This is a genomic window from Burkholderia sp. B10, from assembly GCF_004368385.1.
In the GTDB taxonomy this organism is placed as follows: domain Bacteria; phylum Pseudomonadota; class Gammaproteobacteria; order Burkholderiales; family Burkholderiaceae; genus Burkholderia; species Burkholderia vietnamiensis.
This window is the reverse complement of sequence record NZ_PQMX01000096.1, coordinates 1-19637: the sequence shown is the minus strand read 5'-3', so window position 1 is coordinate 19637 and position 19637 is coordinate 1. Positions and strand designations below refer to the sequence as shown.

The 19637-nt window shown below is 70.1% G+C and carries 15 protein-coding genes; 2 read left to right on the top strand and 13 right to left on the bottom strand.

Features of this window, described 5'->3' with window-relative positions; all coding sequences use genetic code 11:
• Positions 1 to 10: 10 nt before the first annotated feature.
• From C3Y15_RS28640 to xylA, 10 genes are all read right to left on the bottom strand, one after another.
• Positions 11 to 1255, bottom strand: a complete 1245-nt coding sequence (locus tag C3Y15_RS28640) for an arsenic transporter (protein ID WP_124260055.1) — start codon at positions 1253 to 1255, stop codon at positions 11 to 13.
• Positions 1256 to 1292: 37 nt separating this feature from the next.
• Positions 1293 to 2597, bottom strand: coding sequence for an MFS transporter (locus C3Y15_RS28635; RefSeq protein WP_124260054.1), 1305 nt, complete (start codon positions 2595 to 2597; stop codon positions 1293 to 1295).
• Positions 2598 to 2610: 13 nt separating this feature from the next.
• A complete protein-coding gene (locus C3Y15_RS28630; RefSeq protein ID WP_014726155.1) occupies positions 2611 to 3156 on the bottom strand; it encodes a hypothetical protein in 546 nt (181 codons plus the stop codon).
• A 274-nt stretch (positions 3157 to 3430) separates the two neighbouring features.
• The gene (locus C3Y15_RS28625) at positions 3431 to 4813 is read right to left on the bottom strand and encodes a sigma-54 dependent transcriptional regulator (protein ID WP_124260053.1); all 1383 of its coding nucleotides are present in this window, start codon (positions 4811 to 4813) and stop codon (positions 3431 to 3433) included.
• Positions 4798 to 6294: a HAMP domain-containing sensor histidine kinase gene (locus tag C3Y15_RS28620; RefSeq protein WP_059717757.1), complete on the bottom strand. Its 1497-nt coding sequence runs from the start codon at positions 6292 to 6294 to the stop codon at positions 4798 to 4800. The genes C3Y15_RS28625 and C3Y15_RS28620 overlap by 16 nt, the downstream gene beginning before the upstream one ends.
• Before the next feature lie 121 nt (positions 6295 to 6415).
• A complete protein-coding gene (locus C3Y15_RS28615) occupies positions 6416 to 7615 on the bottom strand; it encodes a sugar ABC transporter permease (RefSeq protein ID WP_011880502.1) in 1200 nt (399 codons plus the stop codon).
• The gene (gene xylG, locus C3Y15_RS28610; RefSeq protein WP_059669087.1) at positions 7612 to 9171 is read right to left on the bottom strand and encodes a D-xylose ABC transporter ATP-binding protein; all 1560 of its coding nucleotides are present in this window, start codon (positions 9169 to 9171) and stop codon (positions 7612 to 7614) included. The genes C3Y15_RS28615 and xylG overlap by 4 nt, the downstream gene beginning before the upstream one ends.
• A gap of 71 nt (positions 9172 to 9242) precedes the next feature.
• A complete protein-coding gene (gene xylF / locus C3Y15_RS28605) occupies positions 9243 to 10271 on the bottom strand; it encodes a D-xylose ABC transporter substrate-binding protein (protein ID WP_014726158.1) in 1029 nt (342 codons plus the stop codon).
• A gap of 86 nt (positions 10272 to 10357) precedes the next feature.
• The gene (xylB, locus tag C3Y15_RS28600) at positions 10358 to 11836 is read right to left on the bottom strand and encodes a xylulokinase (RefSeq protein WP_059494713.1); all 1479 of its coding nucleotides are present in this window, start codon (positions 11834 to 11836) and stop codon (positions 10358 to 10360) included.
• Positions 11837 to 11840: 4 nt separating this feature from the next.
• Positions 11841 to 13163: a xylose isomerase gene (gene xylA, locus C3Y15_RS28595; RefSeq protein WP_124260052.1), complete on the bottom strand. Its 1323-nt coding sequence runs from the start codon at positions 13161 to 13163 to the stop codon at positions 11841 to 11843.
• A 263-nt stretch (positions 13164 to 13426) separates the two neighbouring features.
• On the opposite strand from xylA, the gene C3Y15_RS28585 reads away from it, so the two are divergent.
• Both C3Y15_RS28585 and C3Y15_RS28580 read left to right on the top strand, forming a co-directional pair.
• The gene (locus tag C3Y15_RS28585) at positions 13427 to 14620 is read left to right on the top strand and encodes a DNA-binding transcriptional regulator (RefSeq protein ID WP_011880507.1); all 1194 of its coding nucleotides are present in this window, start codon (positions 13427 to 13429) and stop codon (positions 14618 to 14620) included.
• Between the two features lie 25 nt (positions 14621 to 14645).
• The gene (locus tag C3Y15_RS28580; protein ID WP_046427193.1) at positions 14646 to 15734 is read left to right on the top strand and encodes an aldose epimerase family protein; all 1089 of its coding nucleotides are present in this window, start codon (positions 14646 to 14648) and stop codon (positions 15732 to 15734) included.
• Positions 15735 to 15947: 213 nt separating this feature from the next.
• On the opposite strand, the gene C3Y15_RS28575 is transcribed toward C3Y15_RS28580, so the two are convergent.
• The 3 genes from C3Y15_RS28575 to C3Y15_RS28565 form a co-directional block, all read right to left on the bottom strand.
• Positions 15948 to 17498, bottom strand: coding sequence for an MFS transporter (locus C3Y15_RS28575; RefSeq protein WP_046427195.1), 1551 nt, complete (start codon positions 17496 to 17498; stop codon positions 15948 to 15950).
• A 115-nt stretch (positions 17499 to 17613) separates the two neighbouring features.
• Positions 17614 to 17988 (bottom strand): nuclear transport factor 2 family protein, encoded by a 375-nt coding sequence (locus C3Y15_RS28570; protein ID WP_011880510.1) that lies wholly within the window; start codon positions 17986 to 17988, stop codon positions 17614 to 17616.
• A 650-nt stretch (positions 17989 to 18638) separates the two neighbouring features.
• Positions 18639 to 19325: an autoinducer binding domain-containing protein gene (locus tag C3Y15_RS28565; protein WP_014726163.1), complete on the bottom strand. Its 687-nt coding sequence runs from the start codon at positions 19323 to 19325 to the stop codon at positions 18639 to 18641.
• Between the last annotated feature and the right edge of the window lie 312 nt (positions 19326 to 19637).

Genomic DNA, 19637 nt, shown 5'->3' with positions numbered 1-19637 from the left:
CCCCCCACCTCTACACAAGCCGCACCGCCAGCGCCGCCACGAGCGCCGGCAGCATCACACACGCGCCGATCGCCAGAAACTTCCCCGCGCTCACCTGCAGCCCGTCGCGCCGGATCGCCGCGAGCCACAGGATCGTCGCGAGCGAGCCGGTGACGGACAGGTTCGGCCCGAGATCGACGCCGATCAGCAGCGCATCGACCACCGGCTGCGGGCTGTGCGCGACGCCCACGATCGCGCCGGCGACGAGCCCCGCAGGCAGGTTGTTGACGAGGTTCGACGCCAGCGCGATGGCGACGCCCGACGCGGCCGCCGCATGCGCCGCACCGCCGGCCGTCAGCGTGCGCAGCAACGCCGCCAGCGCATCCACCGCGCCGGTCCGCTCGAGCGCCTCGACCAGCACGAACAGTCCGGCCACGAGCGGCAGCACGCTCCACGAAATCGCGCGCAGCGTCGGCCCGCAAGCCGCGCGATCGCGCGCCAGCACACAGGCCGCGGTCAGCGCGCCGGCCAGCGCGGTCGGCAACCCGAGCGGCCGGTCGAGCAGCGACACGATCATCAAGGCGGCGGCCGTCGCCGCGATGCCGGCCAGCGCGATGCGCGCGCCCGCGCTCAACGAGGGCACCGGCAGATCGCACGCGCAATGGCCGCGCAACGCGTGACGCTGCGTCGCGCGCAGCATCGCGTAGGTACACGCGATCGACGCGACGGACGGCAGCGCGAAGCGTGCGAGCCAGGTGCCGAGCGCGGGCATGTGCGCACCGTACAGCACGAGATTCGCGGGGTTCGAGATCGGCAGCACGAAGCTCGCCGCGTTCGCGACGAACGCGCAGACGTACAGCAGCGGCAGCGGGTCCGTCTTCGCGCGGCGCGCGGCCGCGAACACGGCCGGCGTCAGCACGACGGCGGTCGCGTCGTTCGACAGGAACACGGTCGTGACGGTCCCGACCAGATAGACGAGCGCGAACAGCCGCCGCGGCGAACCACGCGCGCCGTTCACGACGTGGGCCGCGACCCAGTCGAACAACCCCTCGCGCCGCGCGACTTCGGACAGCAGCATCATCCCGGTCAGGAACAGGTACACGTCGCCGCCTTTCGCCACGGCCGCGAGCGCCGCGTCGGCGGGCAACAGGCCGAGAGCGACCAGCAGCACCGCGCCGGCCACGGCCCAGATCGCCTCGGGCCAGCCGAACGGCCGCACGATCACGCCGGCGGTCGCGAGCGCGGCGATCGACCACGCGAACGGAGCGGAATTCATCGGCATACCGGGCGGCTGCAATGCATCGACGCGCACTTCATCGCGATGCGACCGTCAGGTCGGCAGGATCACGGCCGTCCGCGCCGCCCGGCGGCTTGCCGCACGCCGCGCGCAGCGAGCGCGCGTAGCCGAGCCACAGCGCGAGCGAACCGGTCGACACCGCGCCCAGCACGACGAACGCGACCGGATAACCGTAATGCTGCGCGAGTACGCCGCCGAGCGCCGGGCTGAGCGCCGCGCCGATGCCCTGCACGGTCGCGACCGCGCCCTGCCCGGCGTTCACGTGGCCCGTGCCGTCGAGCAGGCGCACGACGAGCGCCGGCACGACGACGCTTTGCAGGCCGGCGCCGATCCCGTCGAGGATCTGCACCGGCCACACGCCGGCCTCGCTCATCAGCGCGGCCGCGAGCACGCCGCGCAGCGGCAGCGCCAGATAGGACAGCAGCAGCACGCACCAGTATCCGTGCGCACGACTCAGCCGCGGCGCGCACCACGCCGCCGCGATCATCACGCATTGCGCGATCACGATGGTCTGCGCGGTAAACACACTCGGATCGCTGCGGTGCGCGGCGACGACGCCCATCCCGTACAGCGGCAGCATTGCCGCGTTGCCGAGATGGAACAGCGCGAGCGACGCGCCGAGCAGCACCAGCGGCCGGTTCGCGGCCACCGAGCGCCACGCGCGCGCAGGCGGCGCCGCGCCGCCGCCCGAGCGGCCACGATCCGACGCCGGCTCGCCGCGCGCGCGGCCGGCTGCGTCGTCCGGCATCGCGAGGCCGCGCGCGCACGCATGGTCGATCGCCCGCGCCGGAATCGCGCACGCGCTCGCGATCGCGAGCACCGCGAACGCGGCGACGAGCGCGAACACGGCATCGAATCCCGCGTGCCAGCCGAGCCAGCCGGCGAGTGCGGCGCCGACCACGTTGCCGGCGTGATTCGCCATCTGGTTGCGGCCGAACTGGCGGTCGAAGCCCTGTCTGCGCGCGATGCCGAGCGTCATGCCGGCGATGGCCGGCGCGAGCGCCGCGCCGCACACGGCGGCCACGACCTGCGATGCGGCGACGGCCGCGTAGCCGTCGGCGAAACGCAGCGTCATCGACGCGAGCGCGGTCGCGGCCGTCGCACAGACGATCAGCAGCCGCTTCGCGCGCAGCGCGTCGACGAGCGCGCCGGCGGCCGGCGTCGCGGCCATCGCCGCGAGCCCGGCGAGCGTCATCACGGAGCCGATCGCGTCGGCACTCCACCCGCGCGACAGCAGGATCACGCCGGCGAACGGGCCGATCCCGGCCTGCACGTCGGCGATGAAGAAGTTGAGCGCCTCGAGCGCGCGCGCCGGTCGCATGGTCGCCGCGCGTTCAGTCGGCCGGCGCATCGACGAGCTCGGCGATCTCGACGACGTCGATCGTCGTGCCGTGCGGCGTGACGACCGCATCGCCCCACACCTGCACGTGCGTGCCGGGACGCAGGTAGTCGGCGAGTTCGGCGGCCGCGTGCGGCGGCATGCGCAGCGCCGCGCCGCTCGTCAGCAGCGCGCCGTTGCACTCGCCGCGCGGGCCATGCAGCGCGAACGCGATCTGGCCGCACACGTCGATCGGCTCGCGGGCGGGATGCGGCCGCGCGTGCGGTTCGGGGCCGGGGCCGGTATCGACCAGCTCGGCGCCGTCGCGAGCGGTCAGCTGCACGGCCGACACCATGTCGGCGCCGCGCGGCTTGACGCCGCGCACGCGGATGCGATCACCGCACGCGACGTGCCGTACCAGCGCGCGGCCGAGATGCGGCGGCACATGAACCTGCAGTTGGCCGTCGAGGATCAGCCCGTCGACTTCGCCATGCGGGTTGAGCAGGAACTGCGTGACGCGGCCGCGCGTTTCGGGCAGGCACGCCGGATCGATCCAGTGCATCGTGGGGTCCTCATCGGGGTGTCGCCGCAGGCGTCGCACCGAGGGCCGCGGCACACGCTGCGGCGGCCGGGCGGCGCGCAGCGTCGAACGCGCGGCGACGACGGCGTGACGAACCGCGACGACAGGTTGCGGTCCGCCTCTCTTTGCAAACGCCGTGCCAGTGCGCACAGGCCCGCGCGGCCGTGCGGCGATCGCCGCGGTCACGCCCCAGGTGTCGGAAAGACGGACAGCAGCAGCCGGCCGGTGTCGGGAAACCCGACACCCGCTGCGCCGTTCAGTCGTCGCGCTCGATGCCGAGGCTCGCCATCCGCGCGTACAGCGACTGGCGGCCGATGCCGAGCTGCCGCGCCGCCTGCGCGCGATTGCCGTTCGCGAGCGCCAATGCGCGCAGGATCGCGGCGCGCTCGACCGTCGCGAGCGCATCGGGCAGCGGCAGATCGAACAGGTACGCGGGCAGCGCGTCGTCCGCGGGCGCCGCCGACGCCGGCGCAGCGCCGAGCGCGAGATCGGCCGCGCCGATCGCGGGCCCGGGCGCGAGCGCAGCCGCGCGCTCCATCACGTTGCGCAGTTCGCGCACGTTGCCGGGCCAGCGGTGCGCGAGCAGCGCGCGCTGCGCATCGTTGGTCAAATGCAGCGCACGCGCGCCGGCCGCGCGCTCGAGAAAATGCGCGGCGAGCGGCAGGATGTCGGCGACCCGCTCGGCGAGCGGCGGCAGATGCAGCGGGATCACGTTCAGCCGGTAGAACAGGTCTTCGCGGAACGTGCCGTTCGCCACCGCGGCCGCGAGGTCGCGGTGCGTCGCGGCCACCACGCGCAGGTCGATCGTCGTCGGCCGGTTGGCGCCGAGCGGCGTCACCTGACGCTCGTGCAGCGCGCGCAGCAGCTTCGCCTGCATCGCGGCCGGCATGTCGCCGATTTCGTCGAGGAACAACGTGCCGCCGTCGGCCTCGACGAGCCGCCCCGCGCGATCCGCATGCGCGCCGGTGAACGCGCCGCGGCGATGGCCGAACAGTTCGCTTTCGAGCAGCTCGGCCGGCACGGCCGCGCAGTTCACCGCGACGAACGGCCCGGCATGCCGCGCCGATGCCGCGTGCAGCACGCGCGCGGCCACTTCCTTGCCGGTGCCGGTTTCGCCGGTGATCAGCACCGTCGCGTCGCTGGTCGCGGCGCGACCGAGCTGCTTCTGCACGTCGCGCATCGCGGCGCTCGCGCCGAGCAATCGCGGCCGGTCCGACGCGCTCTCGCCCGCGAACCGGGCCGGTTCGGCGTCGCCGGCCGGCAGCGGCGCATGCGCCGACACGATGCGTTCGAGCAGGCGCGCGATGTCGTCCCGCCCGACCGGCTTCGTCAGATGATCGAACGCGCCGAGCCGCATCGCGTCGATCGTGTTGTCGCTGGTCGCATGGGCGGTCAGCATCACGACCGGAATCGCGGCGAGCGCCGGGTCGTCGCGCAATTGCGCGAGCACCGCGAGGCCGTCGAGGTCCGGCAGCCGGAAGTCGAGGAACACGCAATCGACGCGCGCGCCGTCGCGCAGCGTCGCGAGCGCCGCGCGCGCGGATGTGGCCTCGACGACCCGATGACCGAGATCGCCGAGGGTTTCCGCGAGGCCGTCGCGGAACGCGGCGTCGTCGTCGACGATCAGGATGCTTGCCATGGGATCTCGATCACGAAGGAAGCGCCGCGCGGCGTCGTGTCGACCCACGCGCGGCCGCCGTGCGCGGCGGCCACTTCGCGCACGACCGCGAGGCCGAGGCCGGTGCCGTCCGCCCGGCCCGTCACGAACGGCTCGAAGATCCGCTCGCGCTGCGCGTCGGGAACGCCTGGCCCCGTATCGGACACCGTGAAGCGGAGCATCGCGCGCCCGTCGGCCGTCGAGCGCGCGGCCGCGACCGCCACCGCGCCGCCGTCGCCCGCGTGGCGCAGCGCGTTGAGCAGCAGGTTGTCGAGCGCACGGCGCATCTGCTCGGCGTCGAACGCCGGGCCGTCGGCGGGCGCCGCGAAGCGCTCGCCCCGCCCGTCAGGCGTGCACGTCACGGCGATGGATTGCCGCTGCGCGAGCTCGCGATGCGCATCGACCACCTGCGGCAGCCACGTGTCGAGATCGACGCGCGTCGCGTGCGGGCTCACCGGCTGGGTCAGCGCGAGCAGGCCCGACAGTTGCGCGTCGATGCGGGCGATCTGCGCGAGGATGATGCGCAGCGCCTCCTGCTGCCGGCTCACGTCGCCGGCGAGCGCATTCTCCGCCTTCAGCCGCATCGCGCCCATCGGATTGCGGATTTCGTGCGCGAGCTGCGCGGCCAGCTTGCCGAGCATCGCGAAGCGCTCGGCCTGCACGAGCCGCGCGCCGAGTTCGCCGGCCTGCTGCTGCAGGCGTTCGGCCCGCCGCGTGCGCGCGTTGAACGCGTCGATGATGCGGTCGAGATCGGGCTCGCCGACGCGCGGCAGCTGCGCGTCGCGGCCCTCGGTCGACAGCGCCGCCTCGATGCGGCCGAGCTTGCGGTTCCAGCCGCGCAGCGCGAACGCGAGCGCCGCCGCGATCGCGAGCAGCACCGCGAGCACCGCCGCCAGCGCCGTCGCGAGCAACTCGCCATGCCGGCCGAGCGGCGGATGCGCGCGGGTCAGCATCCACGCGAACAGCCCCGGCATGCCGGGCACCGGGCAGGCGGCCGCGACGACCGCGTCCTGCGCGCCTTCGACCACGCTGGTCGACGCGATGCCGATCGCCGCGCTCGCGCGCAGCGTCCGCACGATCAGCGGCGTTTCGGCCTCCGGCACGTCGCGCTTGATGCCGCTGCCCTGATAGGTCGGAAACGCATACGCGACGAAGCGGCCGTCGGCGTCGGCGCCGCTGCGCGTCCAGAAGCCGCCTTCGACGTCCGGCGTGCGGGCGAGCACGATGTCGAGGACGGCGTGCATCCGGTCGGCGTCCGGTTGCGCGCCGGGCGGCGAGCCCGCGCCCGCGTAGCGCGACGCGACCGCTGCACACGCCGCCGCGGCCTGGGTGCGCGCATCGGCGATCTGCTCGCTCGCGGCGGAACGCGTGACGATCCACACGAGCGCGACGAGCGTCGCGCACAGCACGGCAACGAGTGACCACAACATCACGAGCTGGTTGGAAAACGACGGGCGCTTCATGGGGTCCGGCGGGGTTCCGGCGAAAAGTCGATCGCGACAGGATAGCGTAAAGCCTGCCGACCACCCAGGCGCGGGCCGGGCCGGGCTGGCGCGTCGGGCCCCCGCCGACGCGCCCGCGCCGTCAGCGCCGGTTCGAGCGCGACACCACGTCGATCCACACGGCCAGCACCAGCACCGCGCCCTTCACGATCATCTGCCAGTACGCGTCGACGTCGAGCATCGACATCCCGTTGTCGAGGCTCGCCATCACGAGCGCGCCGATCAGCGCGCCGTACACGGTGCCCGACCCGCCGCGCATCGACGTGCCGCCGATGAAGCACGCGGCGATCGCGTCGAGCTCGCCCATCGTGCCGGCCGACGGCGAGCCGGCCGCGAGCCGCGCGGTGTTGACGATGCCGGCAAACGCGCACATCAGCCCCATCAGCGCGAAGATCGCGAGCTTCACGCGATCGGTGTCGACGCCGGACAGGCGCGTGGCCTCCAGGTTCGAGCCGACCGCATAGATGCGCCGGCCGAACACCGTCTGCGTCGCGATCCACGAGAACACGCCGAGCAGCGCGAGCAGCAGCAGCACCGGCACCGGAATGCCGCCGTAGCGATCGAGCGTCGCGACGAACGCGAACAGCACGGCGCCGGCGCCGACGACCTTCGCGACGTCCTGCCACGGCGGCACGACCGCGAGCCGGTAGCGCCGGCGCGTGCCGCGCTGCCGCACGACCAGCAGCGCGACGAGCGCGAACAGCAGCACCGCGAGGCCGTCGCCCACCGCGCGCGGCAGATAGCCCTGGCCGAGGAACACGAAGCCGTCGGACACCGGCGCGATCGTCGAGCCGCCCGTCACGCCGAGCAGGATGCCGCGGAACGCGAGCATCCCGCCGAGCCCGACGATGAACGACGGCACGCGCCGGTAGGTCGACCACCAGCCGTTGAACAGCCCGACCAGCACGCCGAGCGCGAGCACCGCCGGCACCGTCGCGGCCACCGGCCAGTGGCGGTTGACGTCGAGGATCGCCGCGACGCCGCCGAGCAGCCCGAGCAGCGAGCCGACCGACAGGTCGATCTCGCCGGCGATGATGACGAACACCATCCCGCACGCGAGCATGCCGGTGATCGACATCTGCCGCAGCAGGTTCGACACGTTGCGCGGCGTGACGAACGCGCCGTCGGTCAGCACCGAGAAGAACGCCCAGATCGCGACGACCGCGAACAGCAGCGCGAGCACCTTGTAGCGCACGAAGATCTGCCGCAGCGGATGGCCGCGCAGGCGACGCGCGTCGGCGTCCGGCGGCACGGCGGAAGAGGAGGAAAGTTCGGTGTTCATGTCGCACTCGCTGCAATGGGTTCGGCCGGACGCCGCGCGGGCTTCAGCGCGGCGCCGAGAATCTGTTCCTGCGTGAGACCGTCGTTCGCGAAATCGCCGCGCAGCTCGCCTTCGCCGATCACCAGCACGCGATCGGCGAGCCCGAGCACTTCCGGCAGCTCCGACGACACGACGATCAGCGCGACGCCGCGCCGCGCGAGCGCGAAGATCAGCCGGTAGATCTCGGCCTTCGCGCCCACGTCGACGCCGCGGGTCGGCTCGTCGAGGATCAGCACCTGCGGGTCGGCGAGCAGCATCCGCGCGAGCACCGCCTTCTGCTGGTTGCCGCCCGACAGGCTCGCGATCGGCAGGAACGGATGCGCGGCGCGCACCGACAGCCGCTGCATCTCGGTGCGGATCGCGTCGAGCTCGGCGGCCGCATCGATCCGGCCGCGCGTGGCGAACCGGCGCAGCACCGACAGCGTGATGTTGTGGCCGACGCCGAGCTGCGGCACGATCCCGTGACGCTTGCGATCCTCGGGCACCATCGCGATGCCGGCGCGGATCGCATCGGCCGGCGAGCGGATCGCGAGCGGCCGGCCGTTCATTCGCACGGTCGCCGTGCTCGCCCCCGGATACGCGCCGAAGATCGCCTGCATCAGCTCCGTGCGGCCCGCGCCGACCAGCCCGGCCACGCCGAGGATCTCGCCGCGCCGCACGCTGAACGACACGTCGTCGACACGCTTGCGGCGCGGGTTGGCGACGTCGTGACAGGTCACGTTGCGCGCTTCGAGCACGACCTCGCCGATCTCGTGCGGCTCGCGCGGATACAGGTTGCCGATGTCGCGCCCGACCATCATCGAGATGATCCGCTCGGTGCTCAGCGCGCGCATCGGCTCGGTCGCGACGTGGCGGCCGTCGCGGATCACGGTCACGGTGTCGCACACCGCGTCGATCTCGTCGAGCTTGTGCGAGATGTACACGCACGCGACGCCGCGGCGCTTCAGGTCGCGCACGATGTCGAGCAGGATGCGCGTTTCCGCGGCGCTCAGCGACGACGACGGCTCGTCGAGGATCAGCAGCTTCGCGCGCTTGTTGAGCGCCTTCGCGATCTCGATCAGCTGCTGGTGGCCGCCGCCGTAGTTCATCACCGGCTGCGCGACGTTGATCGCGTCGATGCGCAGCTCGCGCAGCAGCGCCTCCGAGCGGCGCACCATCTCCGCGTAGTGCATGCGGCCGCCCGGCAGCGTGATCTCGTTGCCGAGGAAGATGTTCTCCGCGACCGACAGCTCGGGCACGAGCATCAGCTCCTGGTGAATGATCACGATGCCCGCGCGTTCCGTGTCGCGCACGCCGGACGCGACGAGCGGCGCGCCTTCCCAGCGGATCTCGCCGTCCCACGTGCCGTGCGGATACACGCCCGACAGCACCTTCATCAACGTCGACTTGCCGGCGCCGTTCTCGCCGCACAGGCCGACGCATTCGCCGGGGCGCACGGTCAGGTCGATGCCGTCGAGCGCCTTCACGCCGTCGAATGCCTTGACGATGCCGCGCATCGTCAGCAAGGGTTCGGTCATACGTTCATTGCCTCGCAATCGGCACGCGGCCGCGCACAGGGCCGGCCGCGTGCAGCGCGCCGCGCGCGCCGTTACTGGCTCGCCAGCTGCGCCTGGGTGTAGAAGCCGTCCTTCACGACGATGTCGACGTTGCGCTTGGTGAGCAGCGTCGGCTGCAGCAGCACCGTATCGACCTTCTTCCTGCCGTTGTCGTACTGCGCGTTGAACGCGGGCTTCGTGCCCTTCGCGAGATCGACCGCGAGCTTCGCGGCTTCGCTCGCGATCAGCTTCAGCGGCTTGTAGACGGTCATCGTCTGCGTGCCGCCGATCACGCGCTTGACCGCGGCGAGATCCGCGTCCTGCCCGGACACCGGCACCTTGCCGGCCAGATGCTGGGCGGCGAGCGCCTGGATCGCGCCGCCGGCGGTGCCGTCGTTGGACGCGACGATCGCATCGATCTTGTTGTTGTTGGCGGTCAGCGCGTCCTCGACGATGCGCAGCGCGGTCGAGGCGCTCCACTCGGGCACCCATTGCTGGCCGACCACCTTGATGTCGCCGCGATCGATCGCCGGCTTCAGCACCTTGAGCTGCCCTTCGCGCAGCATCTTCGCGTTGTTGTCGGTCGGCGCGCCGCCGAGCAGGAAGTAGTTGCCCTTCGGCTTCGCGTCGAACACGCCCTGCGCCTGCAGTTCGCCGACCTTCTCGTTGTCGAACGAGATGTAGGCGTCGACGTCCGCATCGAGGATCAGCCGGTCGTACGACACGACCTTGATGCCGGCCTTCCTCGCTTCGGCGACGACGTTGCCGAGCGTCTTCGAGTTGAACGGCACGATCACGATCACGTCGACGCCGCGCGAAATCAGGTTCTCGATCTGCGAAATCTGCCGCTCCTCGCTCGCATCGGCCGACTGCACCGACACCTTCGCGCCGAGCTTGGTTGCCGCCGCAACGAAATAGTCGCGGTCGCGCGACCAGCGCTCGACGCGCAGATCGTCGATGCAGAAGCCGATCTCGGGCTTGTCCTTGCTCGCATGCGCGAGCGGTGCGCCCAGTGCGAGGATCGCCAGCGCAGCGGCGCCGGCAAGCGAACTCAATACGGTACGACGCGTCACGGATTGCATGTCTCCACTCCTTGTTATGGAACCACCTTACGAACGCCGGGCGGCCGTCGGAACGGGCGGCCCGCATCGAGTCGTCGCCGGGCGCGTCATGCGCCCGTCGCGAACACCGGTTCGAGCGCGCGGTACAGCGCGCGAAACGTCGGCCGCCGCACGTCGCGATACCACGCGTGCCGCTCGCGATCCGGCTCGCGCACCGCGACCACCGGCGGCTGCGGGCACACGTCGTCGAGCGACGCGGCGGGCTCGCACGCAAGCTGCGCGAGGCGCGCGGCGCCCAGCGCCGGGCCGACTTCGCCGCCCTCGCGCAGCGTCAGCGCGCGGCCGCTCAGGTCGGCGAGCATCTGGGTCCAGTACGCGCTGCGCGAGCCGCCGCCGATCACCGTGATGTGCTCGGGCGCGAGACCTGCCGCATGCAGCGCGTCGATGCCGTCGAGCAGCGCGAAGCCGACGCCTTCGAGCGTCGCATTGGCCAGATCGGCGCGCCGCGTGTCGGGCGTGAGCCCATAGAACACGCCCTTCGCGTTCACGTCGTTGTGCGGCGTGCGTTCGCCGCTCAGATACGGCAGGAACCACGGGCGCGCGTCGCGCGCGTTCGCTTCCGCGTCGGCGAGCAGCGCCGCCACGCCTTCGTAGCCGGTCAGTTGCGCGGTGAAGTCGATGCAGCCGGCCGCGTTCAGCATCACCGACATCAGATGCCACGTGTCGGGCAACGCGTGACAGAAGCTGTGCACGGCCGATTCCGGGTTCGCGCGAAAGCCGTCCGACACCGCGAAGTACACGCCCGACGTGCCGAGCGACAGCAGCGCATCGCCGGGCCGCACGATGCCGACGCCGACCGCGCCGGCCGCGTTGTCGCCGCCGCCCGCCACCACCGGGATCTCGCGCAGGCCGAGCGCGCGGGCCACCGCCGGCAGCAGCGTGCCGGTCACGCGATTGCCTTCGAACACCGTCGGCATCTGGGCGCGCGACAGTCCGCACGCGGCGAGCAGCGTATCGTCGTAGTCGCGCTTCGCGACGTCGAGCCACAGCGTGCCGGCCGCATCCGACGCATCGGTCGCGAACGCGCCCGTCAGCCGGTAGCGCAGATAATCCTTCGGCAGCAGCACGTGGGCGATGCGCGCGAACACGTCCGGCTCGTGACGGCGCACCCACAGCAGCTTGGGCGCGGTGAAGCCCGGCATCGCGATGTTGCCGGCCACCGCGCGCAGCGTCGGTGCGGCGCGTTCGAGCTCCGCGCATTCCGCGTCGGCGCGGCCGTCGTTCCAGAGGATCGCGGGGCGCAGCACGTCGCCGTGCGCGTCGAGCAGCGTCGCGCCGTGCATCTGGCCGGTCAGCCCGAGCGCGACGATGTCGCGCGCGTCGATGCCGGCCGCGCGCGCGTGGGCGACGAGCGCCGCGAGCGCGCCGCATGCGGCGTCCCACCAGTCGCCCGGCGCCTGTTCGGACCAGCGCGGATGCGGCCGGCTCACCGTCAGCGCGTGGCTGGCGGAGGCGCGCACCGCGCCGTCGCGGTCGAGCAGCACCGCCTTCACGCCCGACGTGCCGAGATCGAGTCCGATGTACATGGCGTCAGCGCAGCGCGTAGATCGCCTGGTTCACGATGTTCTCCAGCCGCTCCTGCGCGCCGCTCACGTGCTGCGGGTTCACGCCGCGCGCGAGCGCGTCGTCGGCGAGCGACTGCAGCGTGTAGCCGCCCGACAGGATCTTGCGGCCGAACGCGTCGTCCCACTGCGCGTAGCGCTGCCGGCGCAGCGCGTCGAGCCGGTCGTTCTCGACCAGCACCGCCGCGCGTTCGAGCGCGAGCGCGAGCACGTCGATCGCGCCGACGTGGCCGTAGAACAGGTCTTCCGCCGCGACGCTCTGGCGCCGCACCTTCGCGTCGAAGTTCATCCCGCCGGTCGTGAAGCCGCCGTGCCGCAGGATCTCGTAGAACGCGAGCGTCAGCTCCTCGACGCTGTTCGGGAACTGGTCGGTGTCCCAACCGTTCTGCGGATCGCCGCGGTTCGCGTCGACGCTGCCGAACACGCCGAGCGCGAACGCATTCGCGATCTCGTGATGGAACGAATGGCCGGCGAGCGTCGCATGGTTCGCCTCGATGTTCACGCGGATCTCGTCCTGCAGGCCGTACTGCACGAGGAAGCCGTGCACCGTGGCGACGTCGTAGTCGTACTGGTGCTTGGTCGGCTCCTGCGGCTTCGGCTCGATGAGCAGCGCGCCGTTAAAGCCGATCCGGTGCTTGTGCTCGACCACCATCGACAGGAACCGCGCGAACTGGTCGCGCTCGCGCTTCAGATCGGTATTGAGCAGCGTCTCGTAGCCTTCGCGGCCGCCCCACAGCACGTAGTTCTCGCCGCCGAGCCGGTGCGTCGCGTCGAGCGCGTGGCGCACCTGCGTCGCGGCCCATGCGAACACGTCGGGGTTCGGGTTGGTCGCCGCGCCGGCCGCGAAGCGCGGATGCGAGAACAGGTTCGCCGTGCCCCACAGCAGCCGCACGCCGCTCGCCTGCTGGCGCTCGCCGAGATAGTCGACCATCCGCGCGAAATTCGCAGCGTACTCGCGCAGGTTGTCGCCTTCCGGCGCGACGTCGGTGTCGTGGAACGTGTAGAACGGCGTGCCGAGCTTCGAGAAGAATTCGAACGCGGCGTCGGCCTTCATCTGCGCGCGCTCGAGCGGGTCGCCCGGCTGCTGCCAGGGCCGCACGAAGGTGCCCTGCCCGAACATGTCGTGGCCCGGCCAGACGAACGTGTGCCAGTAGCACACCGCGATGCGCAGATGCTCGGCGAGCGTCTTGCCGAGCACGCGCTTGTCGGGGTCGTAGTGGTGATAGGCGAGCGGGTTGTCCGACTGCGGACCTTCGTAGCGAATCGCGGGAATGTGTTCGAAATACGACATGGCGTCTCCATCCGGGGTCGTGTTGCAGCGCAGCGCGCCGGGGTGGCGCGCGCAGCCGAATTCGATCTGGCTGGATCGTGCCCGCGCGCCTGCCGGCCGGCAATTGCGAAATTGCGCAGCACGCTTAACGTTTCTTGCCAGCCGCGCACGCGCGGCGCGCGTTCCGTCCTACAATCGCCGGACACCAGACGAACGCGCGCCGCCCGCGGCGCGCCCCGGAGACAACGGCGCGGCGCCCCGGCGGCGCCCGCCCCGACACCGACATGACCCGCGCCCCTTCCGCCCAGACACCGCACCGCATCGCGCTGCTGTTCAACGCGAACAAGGTCTACGACCGCGAGATCATCAGCGGCATCGGCCAGTATCTGCACACGACGCGCGTCGTGTGGGACCTGTTCCTCGAAGACGACTTTCGCTGCCGGCTGGCCGGCATCGAGCGCTTCGACGGCGACGGGATCATCGCGGATTTCGACGATCCGGCCGTGGCCGATGCGCTCGCCGGCTCGCCGCTGCCGGTCGTCGCGCTCGGTTCGTCGTACGAGGACCCGGCGCAATACCCGCAGGATGTCCCATATATTGCGACCGACAATCCGAAGCTCGTGTCGCTCGCCTATACGCACCTGATCGGCGCGGGGCTCGCGCACTTCGCGATGTACAGCCTGCCGGCCGCGCAGGAGAACCGCTGGGCGCAGCAGCGCGAACTCGCGTTCGACCGCCTCGCGCGCGCAGACGGCCTCGATGCGCCGATCTACCGCGGCGTGTCGACGAGCGCATCGGGCTGGGATCACGCGATCGAGCAGCTGATCGGCTGGCTGCGCGAGCTGCCGAAGCCGGTCGGCATCATCGCGGTGACCGATGCGCGCGCGCGGCATCTGCTGCAGGCGTGCCTGATCGCCGGCATCGCGGTGCCCGAGCAGGTCGCGATCATCGGCATCGACAACGATCCGCTCACGCGCACGCTGACGCGCATTCCGCTGTCGTCGGTGATCCAGGGCACCGAGGAAATGGGCCGCACCGCGGCGCACCTGCTGCACCGGATGCTGCGCGGCGCGCGGTTTCCCGGGCAGCGCATCCTCGTGCCGCCGGTCGGCATCAACGTGCTCGAATCGACGCGCCATCAGCCGCTCGCGAGCCCGCACGTGATGCGCGCGCGGCACTTCATCCGCCAGTACGCGTGCCAGGGGATCAAGACCGAGCAGGTCGCCGACTATGTCGGCGTGTCACGCTCGCTGCTCGAAGAGCATTTCCGGCGCGAGCTGCAGCGCACCGTGCATCAGGAGATCCTGCGTCACAAGCTCGAGGCCGCGCAGGCGCTGCTCGCGGCGCGCGATGCGCCGAGCGCGGAAGTCGCGATCCGCTGCGGCTTCACGTCGTTGCAATACATGTATGCGGTGTTCCGCCGCGAACTCGGCTGCACGCCGCGCGAATACCAGGAGCGCGCGGCGGCCGCCCACTGAATTCACCGCCACCAGCGAACCACTCATGCGTATCGATACCGACACTTCTCACCCGGCGACCGACGTCGGCCGCATTCCGTCCGAGCCGTGGGGCACGCTGCCCGGCGGCGACCCCGTGCGGCGCTATACGCTGCGCAATGCGCACGGCGTGCGCGTCGTCGTCAGCGATCTCGGCGCGACCGTCGTGTCGTGGCTCGCGCCGGATCGCACCGGGCGCTTCGCCGACATCGTGCTCGCGCACGACACGCCGGCCGAGTATCTCGACGCGGGCGCGTACCTCGGCGCGACGATCGGCCGCTGGGCCAACCGGATCGCCGCCGGGCGCTTCACGCTCGACGGCATCGACTATCCGCTCGACCGCAACGAGAACGGCAACCTGCTGCATGGCGGCGCGAGCGGCTTTCACCGTGCGCGCTGGGACGTGATCGACGACCGCGGCGGGCTGACGCTGCGGCTCGAGTCGCCGGAAGGCGATGCGGGGTTTCCCGGCAACGTGCGCGTGCAGGTCCGTTACACGCTCGACGACGACGGCACGCTGACGATCGACTACACGGGCGTGACCGATGCGCCGACGCCGTTGAACCTGACGAATCACAGCTACTTCAACCTGAGCGGACGCGCGGGCGGCGACGTGCGCGGACATCTGCTGCAAATCGACGCCGATGCGTTCGTCGAAGTGGACGACGCGCTGATCCCGACCGGCACGGCCGACGTGACGGGCAGCGCGTTCGATTTCCGCCAGAGCGCGCCGATCGGCGCGCGCCTCGACTGGCCGCATGCGCAGCTCGCGCGCGGGCGCGGGTTCGATCACTGCTACGTGTTGCGCGAACCGGGGGGCGGCGTGCGAACGGTTGCGTCGATCTACGATCCGGAGAGCGGGCGCGAGCTCGCCGTGTCGACCGACCAACGCGGGCTGCAGCTTTATACGGGCAACTATCTGCAGGGCTTGCGCGTGAGCGGCGGTGTGGTGTGCGCGCCGCATGCGGCGCTGTGCGTCGAGGCCGGGTACTTTCCGGATCAGGTCAATATGGATGGGTTGCGCGAAGAGACGATTCTGCGGCCGGGGCAGGTTTATCGGCAGACGACGCGGTATCGGGTGGGGGTGCGGGGGTAGTGGGCGCGTGCATGCCGCGGTTCGCCGGCGGCGCGCGTGATCGCGTCGTGCCGCGGTGCTCGGGGTGAGTTGCGGTCGAATTCGGCTTCGGTTCGTGCGCGGATCGTCTGCGCGGCCGCGATGCGTGATGTGGGGCGCAGGTGGCGAGCCGTTGGGATATAGCTGAGCTGACACACGTATCCCCCGCCGCTGTCAGCGCTGCGACGGCTCCACTCAGCGCTCGGGAATCTCGATCGCATGCGTCGCTCCGGACATCGATCTGGATGGTTGCTTTTTCAACAGCATGATGCTGAGCCCGACACCGACCAGGGTCAGTAGCGCATTCCCGGTCATCAGCTTGCCGAGCGCCGAGTAGTAGGCAGCATGCGCAATCTGCGTCGCCGCCGCGAACGTCGGCGCATCGTTCTGCAATCCCGATTCGGCAATATTGCGGCTGCCGTTCGCGGCCATGAACAGTGCAGCGCGTGCCGGTTCGGCGAGCGGCAGTGCCGCATGCGCGAGACGGGCGACCACCTCCGCGTGGCTCACGCGATCCAGCACGAGCCCCGCGACGCTCACGCCGAACATCGAGCCCACCATCACGAGCGTAAAGAACAAGCCGATCGCCGTACCGGCATCTTTCGCAGGCACCTGGGTGGTGACACCGTTGATGGTCGCGGTCGTCAGCATGCCGTTGGACACACCGAAGCAGAACAACCCGACGACGAAGATCGCACTCGACGTAGCGGGCCCGAGCACGCAGAACGCCGCGCAACTGACGAACAGCAGCGACATCGATACGAGCGTAGGAATGCGGAAGCCAACGCGATCGATTACTTTGCCGGCCAGCGGCGCGATGAACGCGACCGCGATCGTCATGCACAGCAGCCACATGCCGGATTTCAGCTTCGAGTAGTCGAGTACGTTCTGCATGAACAGCGGCAGCACGAACAGAAAGCTGGCCATCGTGTAATTGAAGATCATCCGGATCAGGATGACCGTGAGATAGCCGCGGCTCGTCAACAACGTCACGTTGATCAGCGGAGCCGGCTTGCGCAGGCTGCGTCGCACGAATATCGCCGCCGACAGCAGCCCGGCCACGGCGATCGCGGCGAGTGTGGCGGTCGCAGCCGTGCTCAGCATGTTCGACACATAGATCAGGCAACCGAGGGCGAACAGGTAGAACGGCACGCCCGCGACGTCTAGCGCCAGCGGGCGACGCGCTCCGGCTGCGTCGTCGGACACGAAAATCCAGGTCAGTACGATCGAAAGCAAGCCGAGCGGGACGTTCAGCAGGAAGATCCAGCGCCACCCGAGATATTGCAGGATGAAGCCACCGGTCGGCGGTCCGAGCGCCATGCCGACCCCGGTGATGGTGACCGCGACGCCAGTCGCGAAGCCCTTCTGGTCCGGCGGAAACGCATTCGCGATTAGCACGAGCGCAAGACCCAGCGTGGCGGCGAAACCCGCGCCCTGGACGAACCGCGCGACGATGATCTCCGTGACCGTGCTCGACCACGCGCCTATATACAGCGACGACACCATGAAAAGCACCGCGCCGAACATGAACACGCGCTTTCGGCCCACGCTGTCGGCCATCTTGCCGAACAGGCAGAAGAACGCCGCAGCCGCGGTCAGATAGCTGACGATGATGAGCTGAATCTGCTGCATCGACGCACCGAACTCGGTCGAGAACTCCGGCAAGGCCAGATTCACGATCGTCATGTCGAGATTGGCGAGCAGCAGGCAGATGCCGATCGAAAATAGAACGATCCATTTCTTCATTGAATTGCCTCGATTTGGCTGCGCCGATCGCTCACTGGAACATGTGCCATCTGTCGTCGCGATGAACCAGGAACGTGCCGAGCGACGCCGCTCGGCACGGCCGCCGGCCACGCCGTCATGCGAGTTGCCGCTCCAGCGTCTGCAGATCGAAATAGTCCTTGAAGAGCGTCAACTTGCCGTTTGCGTCGAACTCCAGAATCACCACCATCGGCAACCGAATCTCCTTGCCGCCCAGCACGATATGGCTCGTGCGCTCGACGATCGCGGTGCTGCCCTGTGCGATCAAGCGCTGCTGCTCCCAGCGATAGGTGCTTGCCTTGCCGAAGAAGTCGGTGATCTTCTCGACGACGGCATGCCTGCCGACATGCGCGCCGAGCGGTACGTCCTCGAGGCGCACGTCGTCGGCGAGCAGCGCCGACATCGACTCGATATCGCGCGCCTCGAACGCGCGGACGACTTGCTCGGCGAGGGTTTTCGTATCGTGACTCATGGGTTTTCACCTGTTCGTTGGGTTGGTGGAACGACGATCGACCCGGTGTTCGGGGCGAGCCGGCCTGATGCGCCGTTGCTGGACGGGCCGTGCGGCATTCGGGGCGCGTCTTCGACGGATAGACGACGGCCGAGCGATTCCTACGACAAGATGGATTCGTCGTCGCGGTCGCGATGGAGCTCTTGCGTGACCGCATTGCACACATCGCCGTGCGGCCTCACGACGGCGTTGCCGTTTTCGTTTTCCACGTAGTGGTCTTCTCACGCTGCGATGCCGATCGAGGTCTCATCTTATCGACGGCCGCGGCCCGATCAAGTGTGAAAATTCACAGTCGCCGGCGCGTGAAAATTTCCAGGAAAACTGCTAGTGAGCGCGTCATGCGCCGAACCACGCCGGTGCGCGTGTCGCTGCCGGCGCATCGCGACGGCATGGCAACCGACCGGTGCCGGACCAAGCCAATCAGGGCGCGGGCCTCCCGCCGATCGCCGCCGCCAGCGCCGCGTGCGATACGACCTCCGCCATCGAGCAGCCTCAAGACGGCGTCGCACGCACGTTGCTATGCTCGCACCGCCCGACGCTGACGCGCCGGCAGTCCACCGACGGCTGCCGTCGCGCAGGAATCGGCGTTTGCTGCCGGTGCCAAGCCGGGACTAATCGCGAACCGGAATCAGCCCGAGCATCGCCGCCTTGACCGTTGCGTGAGTCTTGTTGGTGGCGTCGAGCTTGTCCATCGCATTCTGGATATGGAAACCGACGTTGCGTTCGGTCAATAGAAGAATCGCCGCGACTTCGGCGGCCGTCTTGCCCTCCGCCGTCCAGTGCAGCACTTCCTTCTCGCGGAGCGACAACCGCATTGCGCCGCTCGGCATCACGTCCGAAACGATCAGGTTGCTCATCGTCGCGTGCACGAACTGGCAAAGCCAGATCATCTCCGGCTCCGTGCGCCGCAACTCTTCCGGCGAGATGGGCGGCCCGCCGCGCACGAGGCTGAAGGTGCCCATCGCGCCGCGATGATCGCGGAGCGTCTGCGACCAGCCGTGGCGCAGGCCGAAGTCCGCTGCGTCGCGCCAGAACGCGTCATGGCCGGCCAGCGGCCCCGGCCAGGGCATTGGCCGGGTGCAGGCTTGTCCGTAATGGAGAACCGGATCGGCATGCTGATACCGCTTTTGCGCGTAATGGGCGCGCCATGCTTGCGGAAAATTGTTCCATTCCATGCTGGCGGGCCGCGTAATCGGTATCGTGACCCGCAGCACATATGCGTGGTATTCGAACCCCAGCGCGCGAACGGCCGGCGCGAGACCATCGAATGCGTCGGATGCGGTTTCCGCCTGCTCCATGCTCGCCAGCAGCGATTCTCGCCATTGACTCATCTACGGCCCCTTTGATCGCTCGGTTATTCAATATAGTGTTCCCGACCCGTGAATCGCGCCGGTCACCATATCCGAACTCCGGAACCGAATCAATTCGGCCGCGTTTCCCAAAATGGCGAACGCTACGTGGCCGCGCGGCCGGCCGCGACACCGGCGGCCCGGAACTGCCGAATGTCCTGCGGTCGCACACCCCCGAGCAGGAGCCGCCGGTAACGCTGCCATTGCCGCTCCCATCCCGATCGCGACGGACCTCCCTTCCCTGCCGCCCAGTCATCCCCC

What these genes read in the sequence shown, in the direction of transcription:
- C3Y15_RS28640 (WP_124260055.1), bottom strand. Translation starts at nt 1,255, where the DNA reads ATGAATTCCGCTCCGTTCGCGTGGTCGATCGCCGCGCTCGCGACCGCC.
- C3Y15_RS28635 (WP_124260054.1), bottom strand. Translation starts at nt 2,597, where the DNA reads ATGCGACCGGCGCGCGCGCTCGAGGCGCTCAACTTCTTCATCGCCGAC.
- C3Y15_RS28630 (WP_014726155.1), bottom strand. Translation starts at nt 3,156, where the DNA reads ATGCACTGGATCGATCCGGCGTGCCTGCCCGAAACGCGCGGCCGCGTC.
- C3Y15_RS28625 (WP_124260053.1), bottom strand. Translation starts at nt 4,813, where the DNA reads ATGGCAAGCATCCTGATCGTCGACGACGACGCCGCGTTCCGCGACGGC.
- C3Y15_RS28620 (WP_059717757.1), bottom strand. Translation starts at nt 6,294, where the DNA reads ATGAAGCGCCCGTCGTTTTCCAACCAGCTCGTGATGTTGTGGTCACTC.
- C3Y15_RS28615 (WP_011880502.1), bottom strand. Translation starts at nt 7,615, where the DNA reads ATGAACACCGAACTTTCCTCCTCTTCCGCCGTGCCGCCGGACGCCGAC.
- xylG (WP_059669087.1), bottom strand. Translation starts at nt 9,171, where the DNA reads ATGACCGAACCCTTGCTGACGATGCGCGGCATCGTCAAGGCATTCGAC.
- xylF (WP_014726158.1), bottom strand. Translation starts at nt 10,271, where the DNA reads ATGCAATCCGTGACGCGTCGTACCGTATTGAGTTCGCTTGCCGGCGCC.
- xylB (WP_059494713.1), bottom strand. Translation starts at nt 11,836, where the DNA reads ATGTACATCGGACTCGATCTCGGCACGTCGGGCGTGAAGGCGGTGCTG.
- xylA (WP_124260052.1), bottom strand. Translation starts at nt 13,163, where the DNA reads ATGTCGTATTTCGAACACATTCCCGCGATTCGCTACGAAGGTCCGCAG.
- C3Y15_RS28585 (WP_011880507.1), top strand. Translation starts at nt 13,427, where the DNA reads ATGACCCGCGCCCCTTCCGCCCAGACACCGCACCGCATCGCGCTGCTG.
- C3Y15_RS28580 (WP_046427193.1), top strand. Translation starts at nt 14,646, where the DNA reads ATGCGTATCGATACCGACACTTCTCACCCGGCGACCGACGTCGGCCGC.
- C3Y15_RS28575 (WP_046427195.1), bottom strand. Translation starts at nt 17,498, where the DNA reads ATGAAGAAATGGATCGTTCTATTTTCGATCGGCATCTGCCTGCTGCTC.
- C3Y15_RS28570 (WP_011880510.1), bottom strand. Translation starts at nt 17,988, where the DNA reads ATGAGTCACGATACGAAAACCCTCGCCGAGCAAGTCGTCCGCGCGTTC.
- C3Y15_RS28565 (WP_014726163.1), bottom strand. Translation starts at nt 19,325, where the DNA reads ATGGAGCAGGCGGAAACCGCATCCGACGCATTCGATGGTCTCGCGCCG.